General features: G+C 64.0%; 13 protein-coding genes. 6 read left to right on the forward strand and 7 right to left on the reverse strand.

Annotated features, from left to right (window positions below; all coding sequences use genetic code 11):
• Positions 1 to 101: 101 nt before the first annotated feature.
• From metK to PGW49_RS01820, 6 genes are all read left to right on the forward strand, one after another.
• Complete coding sequence (gene metK / locus PGW49_RS01795; protein ID WP_270225259.1) at positions 102 to 1,382, forward strand: methionine adenosyltransferase; 1,281 nt, start codon at positions 102 to 104, stop codon at positions 1,380 to 1,382.
• A 311-nt stretch (positions 1,383 to 1,693) separates the two neighbouring features.
• Positions 1,694 to 3,301, forward strand: coding sequence for an L-serine ammonia-lyase, iron-sulfur-dependent, subunit alpha (sdaAA, locus tag PGW49_RS01800; protein WP_270225260.1), 1,608 nt, complete (start codon positions 1,694 to 1,696; stop codon positions 3,299 to 3,301).
• Between the two features lie 149 nt (positions 3,302 to 3,450).
• Positions 3,451 to 5,184: a L,D-transpeptidase gene (locus tag PGW49_RS01805; protein ID WP_270225262.1), complete on the forward strand. Its 1,734-nt coding sequence runs from the start codon at positions 3,451 to 3,453 to the stop codon at positions 5,182 to 5,184.
• A gap of 132 nt (positions 5,185 to 5,316) precedes the next feature.
• Complete coding sequence (locus tag PGW49_RS01810) at positions 5,317 to 6,753, forward strand: efflux RND transporter periplasmic adaptor subunit (protein WP_270225263.1); 1,437 nt, start codon at positions 5,317 to 5,319, stop codon at positions 6,751 to 6,753.
• Positions 6,753 to 7,526: an ABC transporter ATP-binding protein gene (locus PGW49_RS01815; protein WP_270225264.1), complete on the forward strand. Its 774-nt coding sequence runs from the start codon at positions 6,753 to 6,755 to the stop codon at positions 7,524 to 7,526. Before PGW49_RS01810 ends, PGW49_RS01815 begins: the two co-directional genes overlap by 1 nt.
• Positions 7,523 to 8,734, forward strand: coding sequence for an ABC transporter permease (locus PGW49_RS01820; RefSeq protein ID WP_270225265.1), 1,212 nt, complete (start codon positions 7,523 to 7,525; stop codon positions 8,732 to 8,734). Before PGW49_RS01815 ends, PGW49_RS01820 begins: the two co-directional genes overlap by 4 nt.
• Positions 8,735 to 8,945: 211 nt before the next feature.
• Here the strand turns inward: PGW49_RS01820 and cobK are convergent, their stop codons facing one another.
• From cobK to PGW49_RS01855, 7 genes are read right to left on the reverse strand one after another with little or no spacing between them, the layout of a single operon-like run.
• Positions 8,946 to 9,719, reverse strand: a complete 774-nt coding sequence (gene cobK / locus PGW49_RS01825) for a precorrin-6A reductase (protein WP_270225267.1) — start codon at positions 9,717 to 9,719, stop codon at positions 8,946 to 8,948.
• Positions 9,716 to 10,357 (reverse strand): precorrin-8X methylmutase, encoded by a 642-nt coding sequence (locus tag PGW49_RS01830; protein ID WP_270225269.1) that lies wholly within the window; start codon positions 10,355 to 10,357, stop codon positions 9,716 to 9,718. The genes cobK and PGW49_RS01830 overlap by 4 nt, the downstream gene beginning before the upstream one ends.
• A complete protein-coding gene (locus PGW49_RS01835) occupies positions 10,358 to 10,873 on the reverse strand; it encodes a cob(I)yrinic acid a,c-diamide adenosyltransferase (protein WP_270225271.1) in 516 nt (171 codons plus the stop codon).
• Complete coding sequence (locus tag PGW49_RS01840) at positions 10,870 to 12,369, reverse strand: cobyric acid synthase (protein ID WP_270225273.1); 1,500 nt, start codon at positions 12,367 to 12,369, stop codon at positions 10,870 to 10,872. Before PGW49_RS01840 ends, PGW49_RS01835 begins: the two co-directional genes overlap by 4 nt.
• The gene (locus tag PGW49_RS01845) at positions 12,362 to 13,585 is read right to left on the reverse strand and encodes a pyridoxal phosphate-dependent aminotransferase (RefSeq protein ID WP_270225276.1); all 1,224 of its coding nucleotides are present in this window, start codon (positions 13,583 to 13,585) and stop codon (positions 12,362 to 12,364) included. The genes PGW49_RS01840 and PGW49_RS01845 overlap by 8 nt, the downstream gene beginning before the upstream one ends.
• Positions 13,582 to 14,556: an adenosylcobinamide-phosphate synthase CbiB gene (gene cbiB / locus PGW49_RS01850; RefSeq protein ID WP_270225343.1), complete on the reverse strand. Its 975-nt coding sequence runs from the start codon at positions 14,554 to 14,556 to the stop codon at positions 13,582 to 13,584. The genes PGW49_RS01845 and cbiB overlap by 4 nt, the downstream gene beginning before the upstream one ends.
• Positions 14,556 to 15,512, reverse strand: a complete 957-nt coding sequence (locus PGW49_RS01855; protein ID WP_270225278.1) for a histidine phosphatase family protein — start codon at positions 15,510 to 15,512, stop codon at positions 14,556 to 14,558. Before PGW49_RS01855 ends, cbiB begins: the two co-directional genes overlap by 1 nt.
• Positions 15,513 to 15,526: the final 14 nt, after the last annotated feature.

The following is a 15,526-nucleotide window of genomic DNA, read 5'->3' on the forward strand; positions in this document are numbered from 1 at the left end:
AAAGGGTGTGAATGTTTGATTTACGCGTTATGATGTGCCCTTGCATAGAGAGCCCGGCGGAATGGTAACGGTCGCCGGGACACGTTTTTGAAAGGACAATCATGTCAGAAGAACTTCGTTCCATCCCACCCCAACACGGGTCCTTTGTTTTTACGTCGGAGTCGGTGACCGAAGGTCATCCCGATAAGATCGCTGACCAGATCAGCGATGCCGTCCTCGACGCAATCCTCGCCAAAGAAATAGAGCTGCAGGAGCAGGGCTACATCGCCCCCAACGGCGTGCCCGCCAACGTGGAGAACGTCCGCTGCGCCTGCGAGACCCTCGTGACCACCGGCACCGTCATCGTCGCCGGCGAGATTCGCACCCAGGCCTACGTCGACGTTCAGGAAATCGCCCGCGGCGTTATCCGCCGCATTGGCTACAACCGTGCCAAATTCGGTTTTGACTGCGATACCTGCGGCGTTATGAGCCTCATCCATGAGCAGTCACCCGATATCGCTCAGGGCGTTGACGAGTCCTTCGAGACCCAGACCGGCGCTACCACCGACCCGATCGACCTGATCGGTGCCGGCGACCAGGGCATGATGTTCGGTTACGCCTCCAACGAGACCAAGACCCTCATGCCCATGCCTCACTACCTGGCAAGCCGCCTGGCCGAGCGCCTGGCTGCCGTGCGCCACGACGGCACCCTGCCCTACCTGCGTCCCGATGGCAAGACCCAGGTCACCGTGCGCTACGAGGACGGCAAGCCCGTCGAGGTCACGACCATCGTCATCTCCACGCAGCACGCCGCCGAGATCGAGGACATGGGCAAGATCAAGGCCGACCTCATCGAGCACGTCATCACCCCGGTCATGGCCGCCGAGAACATGCCGTGGGACAACGCCGACATCTACGTGAACCCCACCGGTCGCTTTGTCGTGGGCGGACCTATGGGTGACACGGGACTGACTGGCCGTAAGATCATCGTCGACACCTACGGCGGCTATGGCCGTCACGGCGGCGGTGCCTTTAGCGGCAAGGACTGCACCAAGGTCGACCGCTCCGCCGCGTATGCCGCGCGCTGGGTAGCCAAGAACGTGGTCGCCGCCGGTCTGGCCGACCGCTGCGAAGTCGAGCTTGCCTACGCCATCGGCGTTTCCAAGCCCCTCTCAATCATGGTCGACACCTTCGGCACCGCACATGTTGCCGAGGACAAGATCGTCGAGGCCGTAGAGAAGACCTTCGACCTGCGCCCGGGCGCAATCATCCGCGACCTAGACCTGCGTCGCCCCATCTACGAAAAGACGGCAGCCTACGGTCACTTCGGCCGAGAAGACGCCGACTTCACCTGGGAGAAGACCGACCGAGTCGAAGAACTCAAAGCATCCTGCGGCCTGTAATTAAGAGCCGCTAAGGTCACAACACGCATGCGCTTTCAAAAGAAGTACCGCCCCCAAGCGGTGCTTCTTTTTTATTAATCCGGTGGTGAAGATGCTTCGATATGAGCCTACGCTGCGTCCCTAGCTAATGAATTTTGCCATCTAGCAATCCCAACCATGTATCCTTAGTCCCGAGGGGCGGGGCATAAGGTCGATCGCGAGTTCCGCACGAGCCGGAGAGCACTTAATGTGCTCTCCGTGCGAGCAGGACTGTCCGAGCAGGCGACCTTATGCCCCGCCCCTCGGGACGACGGGATAGAACAGGAGCGCATATGGCAGGCAAGCCGCAAACACTAGCTACGACCTCGGCATTCGAAATCTTGGGGCCCGTCATGGTCGGCCCCAGCTCATCGCACACCGCCGGCGCCTTGCGGTGCGCCCAAGTTGCCGCCAGCCTGCTAGAAGGCCGCATCGCCAAAGTCACCTTTGGCCTGTGGAACTCCTTCGCCCACACCTACCGCGGCCACGGCACCGATCGTGCGCTCGTCGCGGGCATCCTGGGCCTTGATACCGATGACGAGAACATCAAGCAGGCCTTCGACCTCGCGCACGAGCAGGGCCTCGAATATCACTTTGACATCAAGGGCGACGACGCCTCCATCCACCCCAACACCGTCGACATCGACATGGTCGACGACACGGGCGCCACGGCACAGGTCCGCGGCGAGAGCCTGGGCGGCGGCAAGATGCGTATCAGCCGCATTAACGGCGTCGGCGTCGACATCTCGGGCATGTATTCCACGCTCTTCGTGGCGCACAAGGACGTCCCCGGTGTACTCGCTGCGCTCACCAACCTGCTCGCCTACGCACACGTGAACATCGCCTTCTGCCGCACCTACCGCACCGAAGTGGGCGGCCAGGCCTACTCCGTCTTTGAGACCGACGGCGCGCCCGACGACACCGTCGTCCCCATGCTGCGCAAGCTCGACAATGTCGATTACGCAACGTTTATCGAGCTCCCCGGTTCTGCCTCGTCGCTCTCCCCCGGCGTCTCGGCCAAGGAAATCTTCGACGACGGCGAGCAGCTGCTCGATGCGTGCGAGGAACTGGGGCTCAGCATCGGCGCCGTCATGGCCGTTCGCGAGGCGCGTCTGACCGGCGAGGCCCACGCCGTCGCTGCCATGCGCCGCGTGCTCGACGTCATGCGCGAGGAGACCACGGCCCCCATCGCCAATCCGCAGCGTTCGCTCGGCGGGCTTATCGGCGGCGAGGCCAAGCTTGTCGAAGCCACCGGCCGCAACGATTTGAGCGCAAGCCTGATGGGCCCCGTTCAGACCGATGCCGTGGCCCGCGCGATGGCCGTGCTCGAACGCTCCGCCACCATGGGCGTGATCGTCGCCGCCCCCACGGCAGGCTCAGCGGGTGTTGTGCCCGGCTGCGTGCTTGCGCTCGCCGATCGCCTGCAGCTCGACGACGAGCAGGTCATGGACGCGCTCTACTGCGCAGCCGCCATCGGCCTCAACCTCACCACGAGCGCCTGCGTCGCCGGCGCCGAGGGCGGATGCCAGGCCGAGGTGGGAAGCGCCGCCGCCATGGCAGCCGCCGCGCTGGTGCAGATGCTCGGCGGCACGCCCGAGCAGGCGCTCGACGCCAGTTCCATCGCGCTGAGTAACCTGCTGGGCCTCGTTTGTGACCCCGTCGGTGGCCTCGTGGAGGTGCCCTGCCAAAACCGCAACGCCATAGGCGCGGCCGCGGCCTTTAGCTCGGCACAACTCGCCCTCGCAGGCATTAAGAGCTTGGTGCCGTTTGACCAGATGGCACATGTAATGCTCTCGGTGGGCCACGCGTTGCCAGCCACGCTGCGCGAGACGGCAAAGGGCGGCATCGCGCAGGCTCCGGCCGCACTTTCGGCCTGTGCAAAATGCGGTGTGTGCGGATAGCGACTAAGAACGACTCAAAGGTGGGACATTTGTCCCAGCTCTTTCGAATGCCACCGTTTCCGTACCACAAACAGCAGGGCAATCGCTATAATGCAAGCCCAGTAAAAACACGATGAACCGCAAGGCGAAAATCGAAGGATATGCATACGATGTCGCAAAACGATCGAACTCAACTGATTCCCGATCCGCAGCAGCCGAACAGGCACACCGGCGGCGTTCAGTCACCGCGTCCTATCGCGCCGAGCCACCGTCAGCAGCGTAGTGCAGCAAACGCTTCCCAACGCCCGAACCAACAGCGACAGCAGCGCCAGCAACGTCAGCAGCGCCAGGCAAACGGCAATACGCCCAAGCAGCCCCCCACGCACGGTCGAGGCGATCGCGGCCCCGCGCGCAAACCCACCGAGAACAATAAGTCGGGCAAAAAGACGACGCTCTTTGTCGTCCTGGGTCTTATCGTCATTGTCTATATCGTAGGCGTCGTAGCGTTTTCGCAGGTAGCCTACCCCAACACCACTATCGCCGGCGTCGATGTCTCGTTCTCCAACGCTTCGTCTGCCGCCACCAAGGTCAACTCGGCTTGGAAGCACTATAAGCTCACCGTGACAGGCGATGACTTTAGCTGGACCTATCAGCCCGAGTCCGATGAGCCCATTGTCGACGGCGAAGCTGCCGCAAAAGAGATTATCAGCTGCAACGAAGCCTTTGTATGGCCGGTTCGCCTTGTAGAATCCTTGAGCGGCAAGACCAAAACAACCGCTAGCTCCAACGAAGTCGATCTTGATCAAGACGTCGACCTGTCCATGCTCTCCGACACCTTTGACCAAAAGCAGTTTGAGAAGGATCTGGGCGCCGCCATCGACGAGTTTAACGAGGGGCGTTCGGGCGCGTTCGAGGCCAATAGCTCCTATGACGAGCAGGCCGGCAAGTTTACCGTCGAGAAGGCGCGCTCCAACGAAAAACTCAACCGCGAGCATGTCATTAAGTATGCCGAGCTCGAGCTTGCCTCGCTGGCCGAGACCGTAGATCTTTCCAAGCTCGGCAACGATGCCTATGAGCCGCTCAATGGAACGCTGACCGATGATCAGATTCAGGCCGCATGCGATGCCGCCAATAACTTCTTGGGCGTCAACGTGACCCTCAAGCTTAACGGCGAAGATGCCGGCAAGGTTGATGGCGGCTCCGTATTGCAGTGGATCAGCTTTGCCGATCCGGCCAACCCCACGCTCGATACGTCGCAGATCAGCAGCTGGGCAGCCGAGCTCGCCAACGGCTTTAATACCGTGGGCTCCACTCGCTGGTGGACGCGCGCCGATGGCAAGCAGTGTGCCGTCGAAGGCGGTGACTTTGGTTGGTCCATCGACAGCAGCTCGCTCGCCAAGCAGGTCGAGGACGCCATTAACAACAAGCAGACCGGCGAAATCGAGATCAAGTACTCCCAGAAGGCCGACACCTTTACCGCAAAGGGAGAGCCCGACTGGAAGGCGTATATCGACGTCGATCTGTCCGAGCAGCACGCGCGCTACTATGACGAGAACGGTAATATCGTTTGGGAGGCCAACTTTATTTCTGGCAAGCCGGGAGAGGACGCCACCCCCGAGGGCGTATGGCAGATCAACAGCAACAATGGCGCCAGCAAGCTTATCGGTGCCAAGGACCCCGAGACCGGCAAGCCCAAATACGAGAGCCCGGTCAGCTATTGGATGCCGTTCGAGGGCAATATGGTCGGATTCCACGACGCCACCTGGCAAAACGACAAGAGCTTCGATAATGCCGAGTCGTACAAGTGGTGCGGCAGCCACGGTTGCATCAATCTGCGCCTGGCCGACGCCAAGGCACTGCACGATTGCATAAAAGTCGGCCTGTGCGTGGTTGTCCACTCATAGCGCAACGCGCGCATTCCTACAACGTGGAACCGCTGCGACCAATCTAACAGTTCCGAAAGAAACCGTTCCATGCGCCCACCCCAACCGGTGGGCGCATATACTTATCAAGGTTCTTTCTATAAAGGAGACGCTATGCCGAATGTCCCCACGATCACCCCGGGCCCAGATGATACCGAGAACACGCCCGAAGGTGCCACCGAAACGATTCCTCTGATTACAAACGTACATGCCGACAAGCAGAGCGGACGCACGAACGATACGGCCGAGATTTCCGATGAAGAGGCATATGCCAAGCTCAAGGCAAAGCGTGCCGAACGTCGACGCAAAAAGCTGATTCGTCGCGGTATTGCCGCCGGCGTCATAGGTGCCATCGCGCTCATTGCCATTGTCGCAACCCTGGTTATCAATGCGCAGCCACAGGGCGCTAGCGATCCTGTGACCGACATGGCGACCGAGGGCACGTTTACCACAACGGTCGAGGCGAAAGGCCAGCTCAAACCCATTTCGTCCTCAGTGGTCTCCCCTTCTGTCGACGGAACGGTCGATTCAATCAACGTGCAGGCAGGCCAATCCGTCAACGAGGGCGACGTGCTTATGACCATTAAAAACGACGAGCTCGATCGCAACGTTGCCGAGGCGCAGCGTGCAGTTGCAGCCGCTCAAGAAGACCTCGCCAACGCACAGAAAGCCGCAGCCGCTGCGCAGGCCACCCCAACGACGGACGATGATGGAGCTTCCGCAGCAGCTGGCATCACCGCCGCATCAGCGGACACAAACGCCGTATCGGCCGCACAGCGCAGCCTCGCATCGGCCCAGGCAAACCTCGATCAGGCGAACGCCAAGGCAGCCAGCCGTACGGTCACGGCCCCGAGCTCGGGTAGCATCGTGGAGCTCAACGCCAAGGTGGGCGCCACGGTAACAGGCGGCATGATCATGGGCGAAAGCGATACGAGCGGCGGCAAGCAGTGCATGCAAATCGCCGACCTATCCAAGATGAAGGTGACCGTGCAGGTAGGCGAAAAGGACATCGCCAAGATCGCCGTTGGGCAGAGCGCCAACGTCACGTATCCTGCGTTTCCCGATATCGTGAGCCAGGGCACCGTCACGGCTATCGCATCGGTGGCAAACTCCGACGCCGCCAACGGTGGCGGCGGCAGCGTAACCTTTAACGTCGACATCCTCATCGAGGCGCCCGACGCGCGCCTGAAGCCGGGCATGACGGCCGAGGTATCGGTGGTGACCGAGCAGCTCGACGACGTGGTGATGGTGCCGACGATGGCGCTCATGACCGAAGACGGCGAACATTATTACGTCAACGTGGCGACCGATGACGAGGGCAAGCAAACCCGTCGCGTGAAGGTGACTGTCGTGACGCAAAACGACAACGAAGCTGTGGTCGGCAAGACGCAAGTTAAGCGCGACGACCAGGGCAACGAGATCAACCCCAACGTGCCGGTTACCAAGCTGCGCGATGGCGACACCCTCGTCATGGACACCGGAGCGGACGCAACGGCTGACGGCGGCTACGGCGCGGATTCGGGCAGTATGTCTGCCGACGAGGGCATGTAATGCGTCCCGTTATCGACATCCGCAACGTGCACCGCATCTTTGAGAGCGAGGCGGGGTGCGCCCACATCCTGCACAACGTGAGCCTGGCAGTAAATCCCGGCGAATTCGTCGCTATTACCGGCCCTTCGGGCTCGGGTAAGTCAACGCTCATGAACATCCTGGGCTGCCTGGATAAACCGACGGCGGGCGACTACTACCTGCAAGGGATCAACGTGGCCGAGCTCGATGATGACGAGCTCACCGAAGTTCGCGCCCTGAGCATTGGCTTTGTCTTTCAGAGCTTCAATCTGCTGCCGCGCCTATCGGTTATCGAAAACGTCATGCTGCCGCTGGCCTACACCAATGTGCCCCGTAGCCAGCGCGAACTGCGCGCCGTGCACGCGCTGCAGGCTGTCACGCTGCCCGTTGACCACTGGGACCACCGCATATCCGAGCTCTCGGGCGGCCAGATGCAGCGCGTCGCAATCGCACGCGCCCTCGTTAATGACCCGCCCATCATCCTGGCCGATGAGCCAACGGGAAACCTGGACTCCGCTACCGGAGCGCTTGTGATGGAGACCTTCCATAGACTTCAGGAGCGCGGCAAAACCATCGTGCTTATCACACACGACCCCGGCATCGCCGCTGAGGCAGACCGTGCCGTGACCATCCGCGACGGTCGCATTCACGACGGCGCGTATATTCCACATGCACCGCGGACCCTGCGCAGCGCCGTAGATAGCCTGCCCATGATTTCCGCCTCCGCCAACCCGCCGAAAGGAGTGGTGGCATGAGCGCCCGCGATCTCATCCAGGAAGCCCTTCACTCGCTCGAGGCCAACAAGGGGCGCAGCCTGCTCACCATCCTGGGCATTGTCATCGGCATCGCCTCGGTTATCGCCATGACTTCGCTCATCGGCGGCATCCAAAACAGCCTGGTCAACAGCCTGGGCCTCAACGCAGCTCGTATGGTGCAAATCTATTCGTCGCAAGAACTCACCGAGTCGGACATCGAGAAGCTTCAAAAACTGGTGCCGCAGATTGAGCAGATCGGCATTGTCGACAGCGCGTATACCGAGTACAAGACCGGCGATAAAAGCTATACCGTCATGGCACAGGGTGTCGATAGCAACATGCTCGACGCCGTGGGGGCCAGCAAGCTCGTTGCGGGGCGCACCTATTCCCAGGCCGAGTCCCAATCGGGCTCACGCGTGGCGCTCATCAGCCGCGGCGGCGCTGATCAGCTTTACGGCAACGAACAGGATGCGCTGGGGAAAACCATCAAGGTGTCCAACGGCGAGGTGCAGATTGTCGGCGTGATTGATGGCGGCAGCGACTCCATGGGCTCGCTCACGCTGTATATGCCACGCGAAACCATCTCCGGGCTGTTCGGCGACGAGAATCCTTCATTCCCCAGCGTGACGGCACTTGCCGCCGAGGACACGGACATGGATGAGCTCTGCAAGACCATCGAGTCCAAGGTGCGCGCGATGAAGGGCATCGAGGAGGATGAGTACAACAGTGTATCGGCGACCTCCATGAAAAGCGCCATCGATGCGCTCAACTCCTTTATGGGTGCGTTCTCGCTCATCATGGGTGCTGTCGCCAGCATCTCGCTGCTTGTCGGCGGTATCGGCATTATGAATATGATGCTCACCAACGTGACTGAGCGCATCCGCGAGATCGGTATTCGCCGTGCCCTCGGCGCCAGTCGTCGCGATATCACCGCGCAGTTTTTGGCCGAGTCCTCGGCACTGTGCGTCACCGGTGGCCTGCTGGGTGTCCTGATTGGCTATCTGCTGGCCTGGGGCCTCGCGATGTTTGCCGCAGGATCAGGGGTTCTCAGCGAACTCGGTGCCAGCGGGCAAATCACGCCGAGCTTTTCAATCGCCACGGTACTGCTGGCCTTCGGCGTCTCCGTCGGCATCGGCGTAATCTTTGGCTTCTACCCCGCTCGCCGCGCGGCAAAGCTCAACCCGGTGGAGTGCCTACGCTACCAGTAAGTCACCACCAACAAGTTGCGGTGAATTAGGGACCGAATATGCTATCTAGCAGCAAAAACAGACACTATTTCACCGCAACTTATTGAAGGGCCACTTGCGCCAGTTCCGGGCGTCGTCCTCGAGCTATTGGCGGATGACTGGATTGTACAGGTCGAGCTTGCTCGGGGCGATCCTCCTCGCGGGCGGGAGGGCGCGCAGGCGCGACGAGCTCCTAGCGCACGAACTCCCGTAAAAGCGCGTCTTCCACTTCCCGAAGCGAAAGGGCCCCGCCTCCCTCGGCGGGACGGGTGACCACGATGCAGCTCGCCCCCGCGTCGCGCGCGGCGGCGAGCTTCTCGGCCGTGCCGCCTACGGTACCCGAGTCCTTGGTCACAAGCCACTGGGCGCTCACCTGCCGAAGCATCGCCTCGTTGAGCTCGCGGGTGAAGGGCCCCTGCATACCGATGACGTGCGACGGCGAAAACCCCGCGTCGATGCACTTCGTTATAGCACCGGGCAGCGGGAGCACACGCACGAAGAAGCGCTCCGTGAAATCGGCGACGCGCGTGTAGGGAGCAAGCTCCTTGCTCCCCGTCGTGAGAAGCGCACGACCCGGGTTCTCGGAGAGAAAGCGCGCCGCGCAGGCGATCGACGCGACCGACACGACGCCTTTGGGTAGCGCCTCAGCCGGGCGCGCAAGGCGCAGGCATCGTGCACCCACGGCGAGCGAAGCGGCCCGGATGTTGCCGCTTGCGAGCGTAGCGAAGGGGTGCGTGGCGTCGACGACGATGCGCGCGCCGGAAAGCTCGCGCTCCATGTCGGCCTCGTCGAGCCTGCCCGCATGCACCTCGATGCCCGGAAGTTCGCCCAAAAGCTCGCCTCCGTACTCGGTTGCCGCGTAGGCAAGGGCGGGGATGCCCGACCCGCTCGCCCATTCGCACAGAAGGCGGCCCTCGGTGGTGCCGGCGAAGATGCGCAGCGCCGGCGCGGATGCGGGCGCCGTCACTTCGGGCCGCCTGGGCGCGTGATCTGGTAGAGCAGCGCGTTCATAATGGCGGCCGCCACGGTAGAGCCGCCCTTGCGACCCCTCGCGACGATGGCCGGCACGCGTCGCGCGAGTAGCTCCTCTTTCGGCTCGACCACGTTCACAAACCCGACCGGCACCCCAACGACGAGCGCGGGCGCGATCTTCCCCGCGTCCATGAGCTCGGCGAGGCGCAGAAGTGCTGTGGGAGCGTTGCCGACGGCCACGATGAGCGGACCCTCGATGTCGCAAGCTTTGTCCATGCTCGCAACGGCGCGAGTCGTACCCGCGGCGCGCGCAGCCGCGGCGACATCAGGGTCGGCCATGTAGCACACGGCCTTGCAGCCGATCTTCGCGAGTGCGGGCTTGCTTATGCCTGCGAGCGCCATGTTCGTGTCGGTGAGCACCGTGGCCCCTGCGCGCAGTGCGTCGAGCGCACAGTGCGCGGCGTCATGGGTGAACACGAGGGAATCGGCGTACGAGAAGTCGGCAGTGGTATGGATGACGCGCTTCACGACGGGCTCTTCGAGCGGCGGGAACGAGCGGCCGCCGAGCTCTTCGGTGATGATCTCGAAGCTGCGCCGCTCGATGTCGCCAGGCGCCATCTCCTTGGAATCCATCTAGTACTCCACTCCTTCCCTTGCACATATCCCCTGAGCGTAGGGGTGTTTCTCGCACTGCATCTCGGTTATGTAGTCGGCCTTCTCCACGATCTTGCGGGAAGGCGCGCGCCCGGTGAGCGCTACTTCGACGCCGCGCGCGGACATATCGAGCGCGCGGTCCACGAGCTCCTCGTCGACAAGCCCCTTCGAAAGCGCGTCGAGCGCCTCGTCGAGCACGAGCAGCCCCTCCTGCGCGCCCTTGAGCTCGGCGAGCGCGGAAGCAAGGTTCCCATCGTGCAGCTCGCACGTCGCGGCAAGTTCTTCCGACGTCATGGACCAGGTAAACTTTTCCGACACCTTCCCCGCGAACACGGGCACGCCGAAATGCTCGGCGAGCAGTCGCGCCTCCCCGCTTTCGCCGTCTTTCAGGAACTGCACGACGACGACGCGGCGGCCTGCGGCGAGCATGCGAAGGGCGAGGCCCATCGCCGCCGTGGTCTTGCCTTTGCCGTCGCCATGATACACGTGGATCATACGCCCTCCTCGATAATGCGGTAGACATACTCCATGTCGAGCGCCCCGCGCACGCCGTCGGCCAGGCGGTCGAACTCGCGCGCACGGTGATCGGCCGCGGACGCCGCGCCCGCAGCACCCACGACGCTCTCGGGCAGGCCGCGTATACGCGCAAGCGAGCGCGCGAGGGCGAGCGCCACCCCCGGTTCGTCGAACAGGCCGTGGAGATAGGTTCCGAACACGTTTCCGCAGGCCGCGCCTTCTGGTTTGCCGCCAATCGTGCCCGCAGGGGCGCAGGAGACGGTCGTTTCGCCGTCGTGAATCTCGTACCCGCGCGCCGTCATGCCGTTCCACACCGAGAACGCGCCTTGGGCGCCCGTGATGCGCAGCTCCGACTGGGCGAGGCGCTTTTCCTCCTTGAACACCGTACTTGCAGGGATGAGCCCGAGCCCGCGCGCGGTGCCAGCGCCTTCCCTGCCGTGCGGATCGGAAAGCTCGTCTCCCAAGAGCTGGTAGCCTCCGCATATGCCGAGCACCGGTGTGCCCGCGCCCGAAAGCGCGCGTACACAGGCTCCGATGCCGCTAGCCGCAAGCCAGCGCGCGTCGTCGAGCGTGGTCTTTGAGCCGGGAAGCACCACCAGGTCGGGTCGGCCCAGATCGGTCGTCGAGGAAACATAGCGCACGCCCACGCCGGGCACGCGCGAAAGCGGGTCGAAGTCGGTGAAGTTCGACAGATGCGGAAGACGCACGACGGCGACGTCGATGACACCGCGCGCCTCGCGGGCAGATAGGCGCGGCGCGAGCGAGTCCTCGTCGTCCAGGTCGAGCGTAAGATACGGCACGACACCCACGACGGGAACCCCGCACATCTTCTCGAGCGGGGCCAAACCCGGGCGCAGGATTTCCACATCGCCGCGGAACTTGTTCACCACAAGTCCCCGCAAAAGCGCGCGATCCTCGGGCGCAAAGAGCGCGACCGTACCGTAGAGCTGGGCAAACACCCCGCCTGGGTCGATGTCGCCCGCGAGCAACACGGGGGAGGACACGGCGCGCGCGAGCCCCATGTTGACGATGTCGTTTTCGGAAAGGTTGATTTCGGCGGGGCTGCCGGCGCCCTCGATAACGATGACGTCGTTATCCTCCGCGAGCGAATCGAACGCCTCCAAAATCTGCGGCATGAGCGCCTTCTTTCGCGCGAAGTAGTCCCTCGCAGCGAAGGCTCCCTGCGCCTTGCCGGCCACGATGAGCTGGCTTCGGTGGTCGCTTTCGGGCTTGAGCAGAATGGGGTTCATGCGCACGTCGGGCGCGATGCCGCACGCCTCGGCCTGCATGATCTGGGCGCGCCCCATCTCTAGCCCGTCGGCCGTGACACCGCTGTTGAGCGCCATGTTCTGGCTCTTGAAGGGAGCCACGCGCAGGCCGTCCTGCGAAAGCACACGGCACAGTCCCGCCGCAAGCAGGCTCTTCCCCGCGTTCGACATGGTGCCCTGGATCATGATGGGCTTCGCCCTACCCACGGGTATCGACCTCCTTCGCCGAGCCTCGGCCATCCGCGCCCGCCATAGCGCCGCCGCAAGAAGCACCGCCCCGTTCGTCGGGTTCGCCTTCGCCCGATGCGCCTTCCGCCCGAAGCACGCGGCTGAACGCCATCGCAAGCCGGGCATTCTCCTTGCGCGTGCGCACCGCGACGCGGCACCAGAAACGGGACAGTACCGAAAACGAGTCGCACGTGCGGACCAAAACCCCCTGTTTATACAGGCGCTCGGGGATGTCTTTCGCCGGCGTGCGGACTAAAAGGAAGTTCGCATCCGACGGCACGACGGAAAGCCCGAGCGAGGAGAGCTCGTGGGAAAGCCACGCTCGCTCGCCTGCCAATACATCGCGCGTGCGCGAGACGTATTCAACGTCTTCCAGGGCGGCGATGCCCGCGGCCTCGGCGACCGAGGAGACGGGCCACGCCTGCCCAGCCCGGCGAATCCCCTCGATGAGTTGGGCGTTTCCGCTGATCAGATATCCCAACCGCAACCCCGCCATTCCGTAGAGCTTGGTGAACGCGGAGAGCACGGCCACATGGCGCGAACACGCGGCGCGTGCAGCCACGCTCCTTTCGCGGGCGTCGGGCGCAAATCCGAGGAAGCACTCGTCCACGACGAGCAGCGCGCCCACCTGCTCGCAGCGGCAAGCCGCGGCATCGATCACGCTGGGGTCGACGAGGCGCCCCGTCGGGTTGTTCGGATTGCAGAGGTACGCCACGTCTCCCGGCCCCCCAATCGCGCGGGCGAAGGAGGCGGGCACGTCGAAGTCGTCCGCTTCGGAGAGCGGGAACTCCTGCACGCATGCACCGTAGTACGATGCCGCCTCCGCATATTCAGAAAACGTCGGCGCGCACACGACGATGCGTTTCGGGCGCACCGCCGCGGCGAGCCGCCAGATGATGTCGGACGCGCCCGCGCCGCAGACGATAGTATCTTCGGGTATGCCCTGGGCGCGCGCTAGGGCGCGAACGAGGGCGAGGCTTTCCCTATCGGGGTAGGCGTCGATTCGAGAAAGCGCCTTGCAAGCTGCGGCGAGGGCGCGCGGCGAGGGCCCTGCCGGATTCACGTTCACCGAGAAGTCAATGAGGTCGGAGGCGCCCCCTTCGCAAGCGATGCCGAGCGATTGCGTGCTACCCCCATGCGCACGGGCGCGCAGGATTCCCCCGGCAACCCGGGGCGCGGCGTGGTCTTCCCTCATGCCATCGCCCCCACGGCGAGCACGACCGCCGCACGCGCGGCACCGAAGACGACGAGCGCGCATACGGACGCGGCGAGCATGAGCCTTGTCGCCCGGGCGATGTCGCCCCACTCGATTTCGCGGGACGCGTCGCCTATCGTCGGTTTCTCAACGAGCTTGCCGAAATACACCGCGGGTCCTGCCAGACGCAGCCCGAGCGCGCCCGCGCACGCTGACTCGGTCTGCGCCGCGTTCGGGCTCGCATGGCGACGCCTGTCGCGGCGCCAGATGCGCGCCGCCCCGCGCGCGTCGAGACCGACGATCGGGCACACGGCGATCATGAGCAAGGCCGATAAGCGCGAGGGAATCCAGTTCGCCGCATCGTCGAGGCGCGCCGAGGCGCAGCCGAAGTCGATGTAGCGCTCGTTTTTGTAGCCCACCATGCTGTCGAGCGTGTTCACCGCCTTGTACGCCATACCCAAGGGCGCACCCCCGATCATAAGGTAGAAAAGCGGCGCGATGACGCCGTCGCTCGCGTTCTCCGCCACCGTTTCCACGGCGGCGCGCGCGACGCCCTGCTCGTCGAGAACAGACGTGTCGCGTCCCACGATGAGCCCGACGGCTTCGCGCGCCGCGACAAGGCCGCCCTTCGAGAACGCGCGGGCCACGGTCAGGCTCTGGCGGCGTAGCTCGCATGCCGCGAGAATCTGATAGCTCGCCCATGCCTCGACCACGAAGCGCAAGCCGGAGTGAACCATGCCGCAAAGATGCAGGATTCCCCAGGTCAAAAGCCCACACGCAAGCGGAAGCGCCACAGCGAGCACAAGCCCTGCGGCGCGCGTGCCCGCGGACGTTTGCGGGAATGCGCCCCGCAGGCGGCCTTCGGCCCACGTGATCGCGCGCCCCATGGCAACGACGGGATGGGGAAGCCAGCGCGGGTCGCCGAAGGCAAGGTCGGCCGCGAACCCGACGGCGACGGCAAGAATCGTCATCACCGGGCATCGCCCCCCGAAGCGGGGCGAACGTCGCGAAGGCAGTGCCCATCCCAGGTGGCGGCCCATGCGCCGCCCGGCTCGGTATGCACGTCGAAGTATCCCATTTTCGGGACAGCTAGCTCGGAGAGCAGCGCTTTCACGGTACCCGCGTGAACGACGAAGACGGCGCGCCCACTCCCCTGGGCGCGCTCCGATTCGCACGCCTCCTTAAACGCCGCGACGACGCGGCGGGTGAAATCGCTCTTGCCCTCGCCATGCGGGCAGCGCGACTCGCACCAGGAGTCTACCCAGGCGCGGTAGCGCGCATCCTCTTTAAGCTCGGCGGCGCTTCGCCCCTCGAAGTCGCCGAAATCCATCTCGCGCAGACCGGGGCACGCCATAAGCTCCGCGTTCGGGAAGAGGATGCGCGCCGTCTGGTCGGTGCGGGCCATGCCGCTCGTGATAACACGGAACACGTCACGATAGCACGCGAGGTCGCGCAAAGCGCGCTCGCCCGCGCTCGACAGGGGCTCGTCGGTGCCCGCCCCGCTGTAGCGATGGTCTTCCGTGCCCGCCGTGGCACCATGGCGCACGAAGACGACTTCCAAAGGCGCGCCCGCGCCCTGCGTCCCTCGAGGCGCATCGGCAAGGTTTCCTTTGATGACCTGGGGTATCCCGCACGTCATGCGCACGACGACGTCGGCGCGCGCAGCGAGCGCGCATCCCAGGCGCCCCGCGCGCTCGCGCCATTGGGCGTCTTCCGCACGCATAGGGACGACCCCCGAGCCGACCAAGGGCAGAATCACTACGTCGAAGCCGATCAGCCGCTCGAGGGCCCGGTCAGCGTCGAGCGCGCGTACGAGATCCTCAACACGGTACGCGACACGGCCGGCAAAAGCCGCAGGCACGCCGCCCTCCGCAAACTGCGCCGCGTCGACGAAATCGTCCGCCGCGAACCCGAGCTTTTCGCGCACGAAGGTCCTCTTCC

The sequence above is a fragment of the Collinsella aerofaciens genome, assembly GCF_027679495.1.
Classification (GTDB): domain Bacteria; phylum Actinomycetota; class Coriobacteriia; order Coriobacteriales; family Coriobacteriaceae; genus Collinsella; species Collinsella aerofaciens_AK.

Excerpts from the sequence above, each read along its gene's own strand:
- metK (WP_270225259.1), top strand. The coding sequence starts at position 102 with ATGTCAGAAGAACTTCGTTCCATCCCACCCCAACACGGGTCCTTTGTT.
- PGW49_RS01820 (WP_270225265.1), top strand. The coding sequence starts at position 7,523 with ATGAGCGCCCGCGATCTCATCCAGGAAGCCCTTCACTCGCTCGAGGCC.
- PGW49_RS01835 (WP_270225271.1), bottom strand. The coding sequence starts at position 10,873 with ATGATCCACGTGTATCATGGCGACGGCAAAGGCAAGACCACGGCGGCG.
- PGW49_RS01845 (WP_270225276.1), bottom strand. The coding sequence starts at position 13,585 with ATGAGGGAAGACCACGCCGCGCCCCGGGTTGCCGGGGGAATCCTGCGC.
- cbiB (WP_270225343.1), bottom strand. The coding sequence starts at position 14,556 with ATGACGATTCTTGCCGTCGCCGTCGGGTTCGCGGCCGACCTTGCCTTC.
- sdaAA (WP_270225260.1), top strand. The coding sequence starts at position 1,694 with ATGGCAGGCAAGCCGCAAACACTAGCTACGACCTCGGCATTCGAAATC.
- PGW49_RS01805 (WP_270225262.1), top strand. The coding sequence starts at position 3,451 with ATGTCGCAAAACGATCGAACTCAACTGATTCCCGATCCGCAGCAGCCG.
- PGW49_RS01810 (WP_270225263.1), top strand. The coding sequence starts at position 5,317 with ATGCCGAATGTCCCCACGATCACCCCGGGCCCAGATGATACCGAGAAC.
- PGW49_RS01830 (WP_270225269.1), bottom strand. The coding sequence starts at position 10,357 with ATGGATTCCAAGGAGATGGCGCCTGGCGACATCGAGCGGCGCAGCTTC.
- PGW49_RS01815 (WP_270225264.1), top strand. The coding sequence starts at position 6,753 with ATGCGTCCCGTTATCGACATCCGCAACGTGCACCGCATCTTTGAGAGC.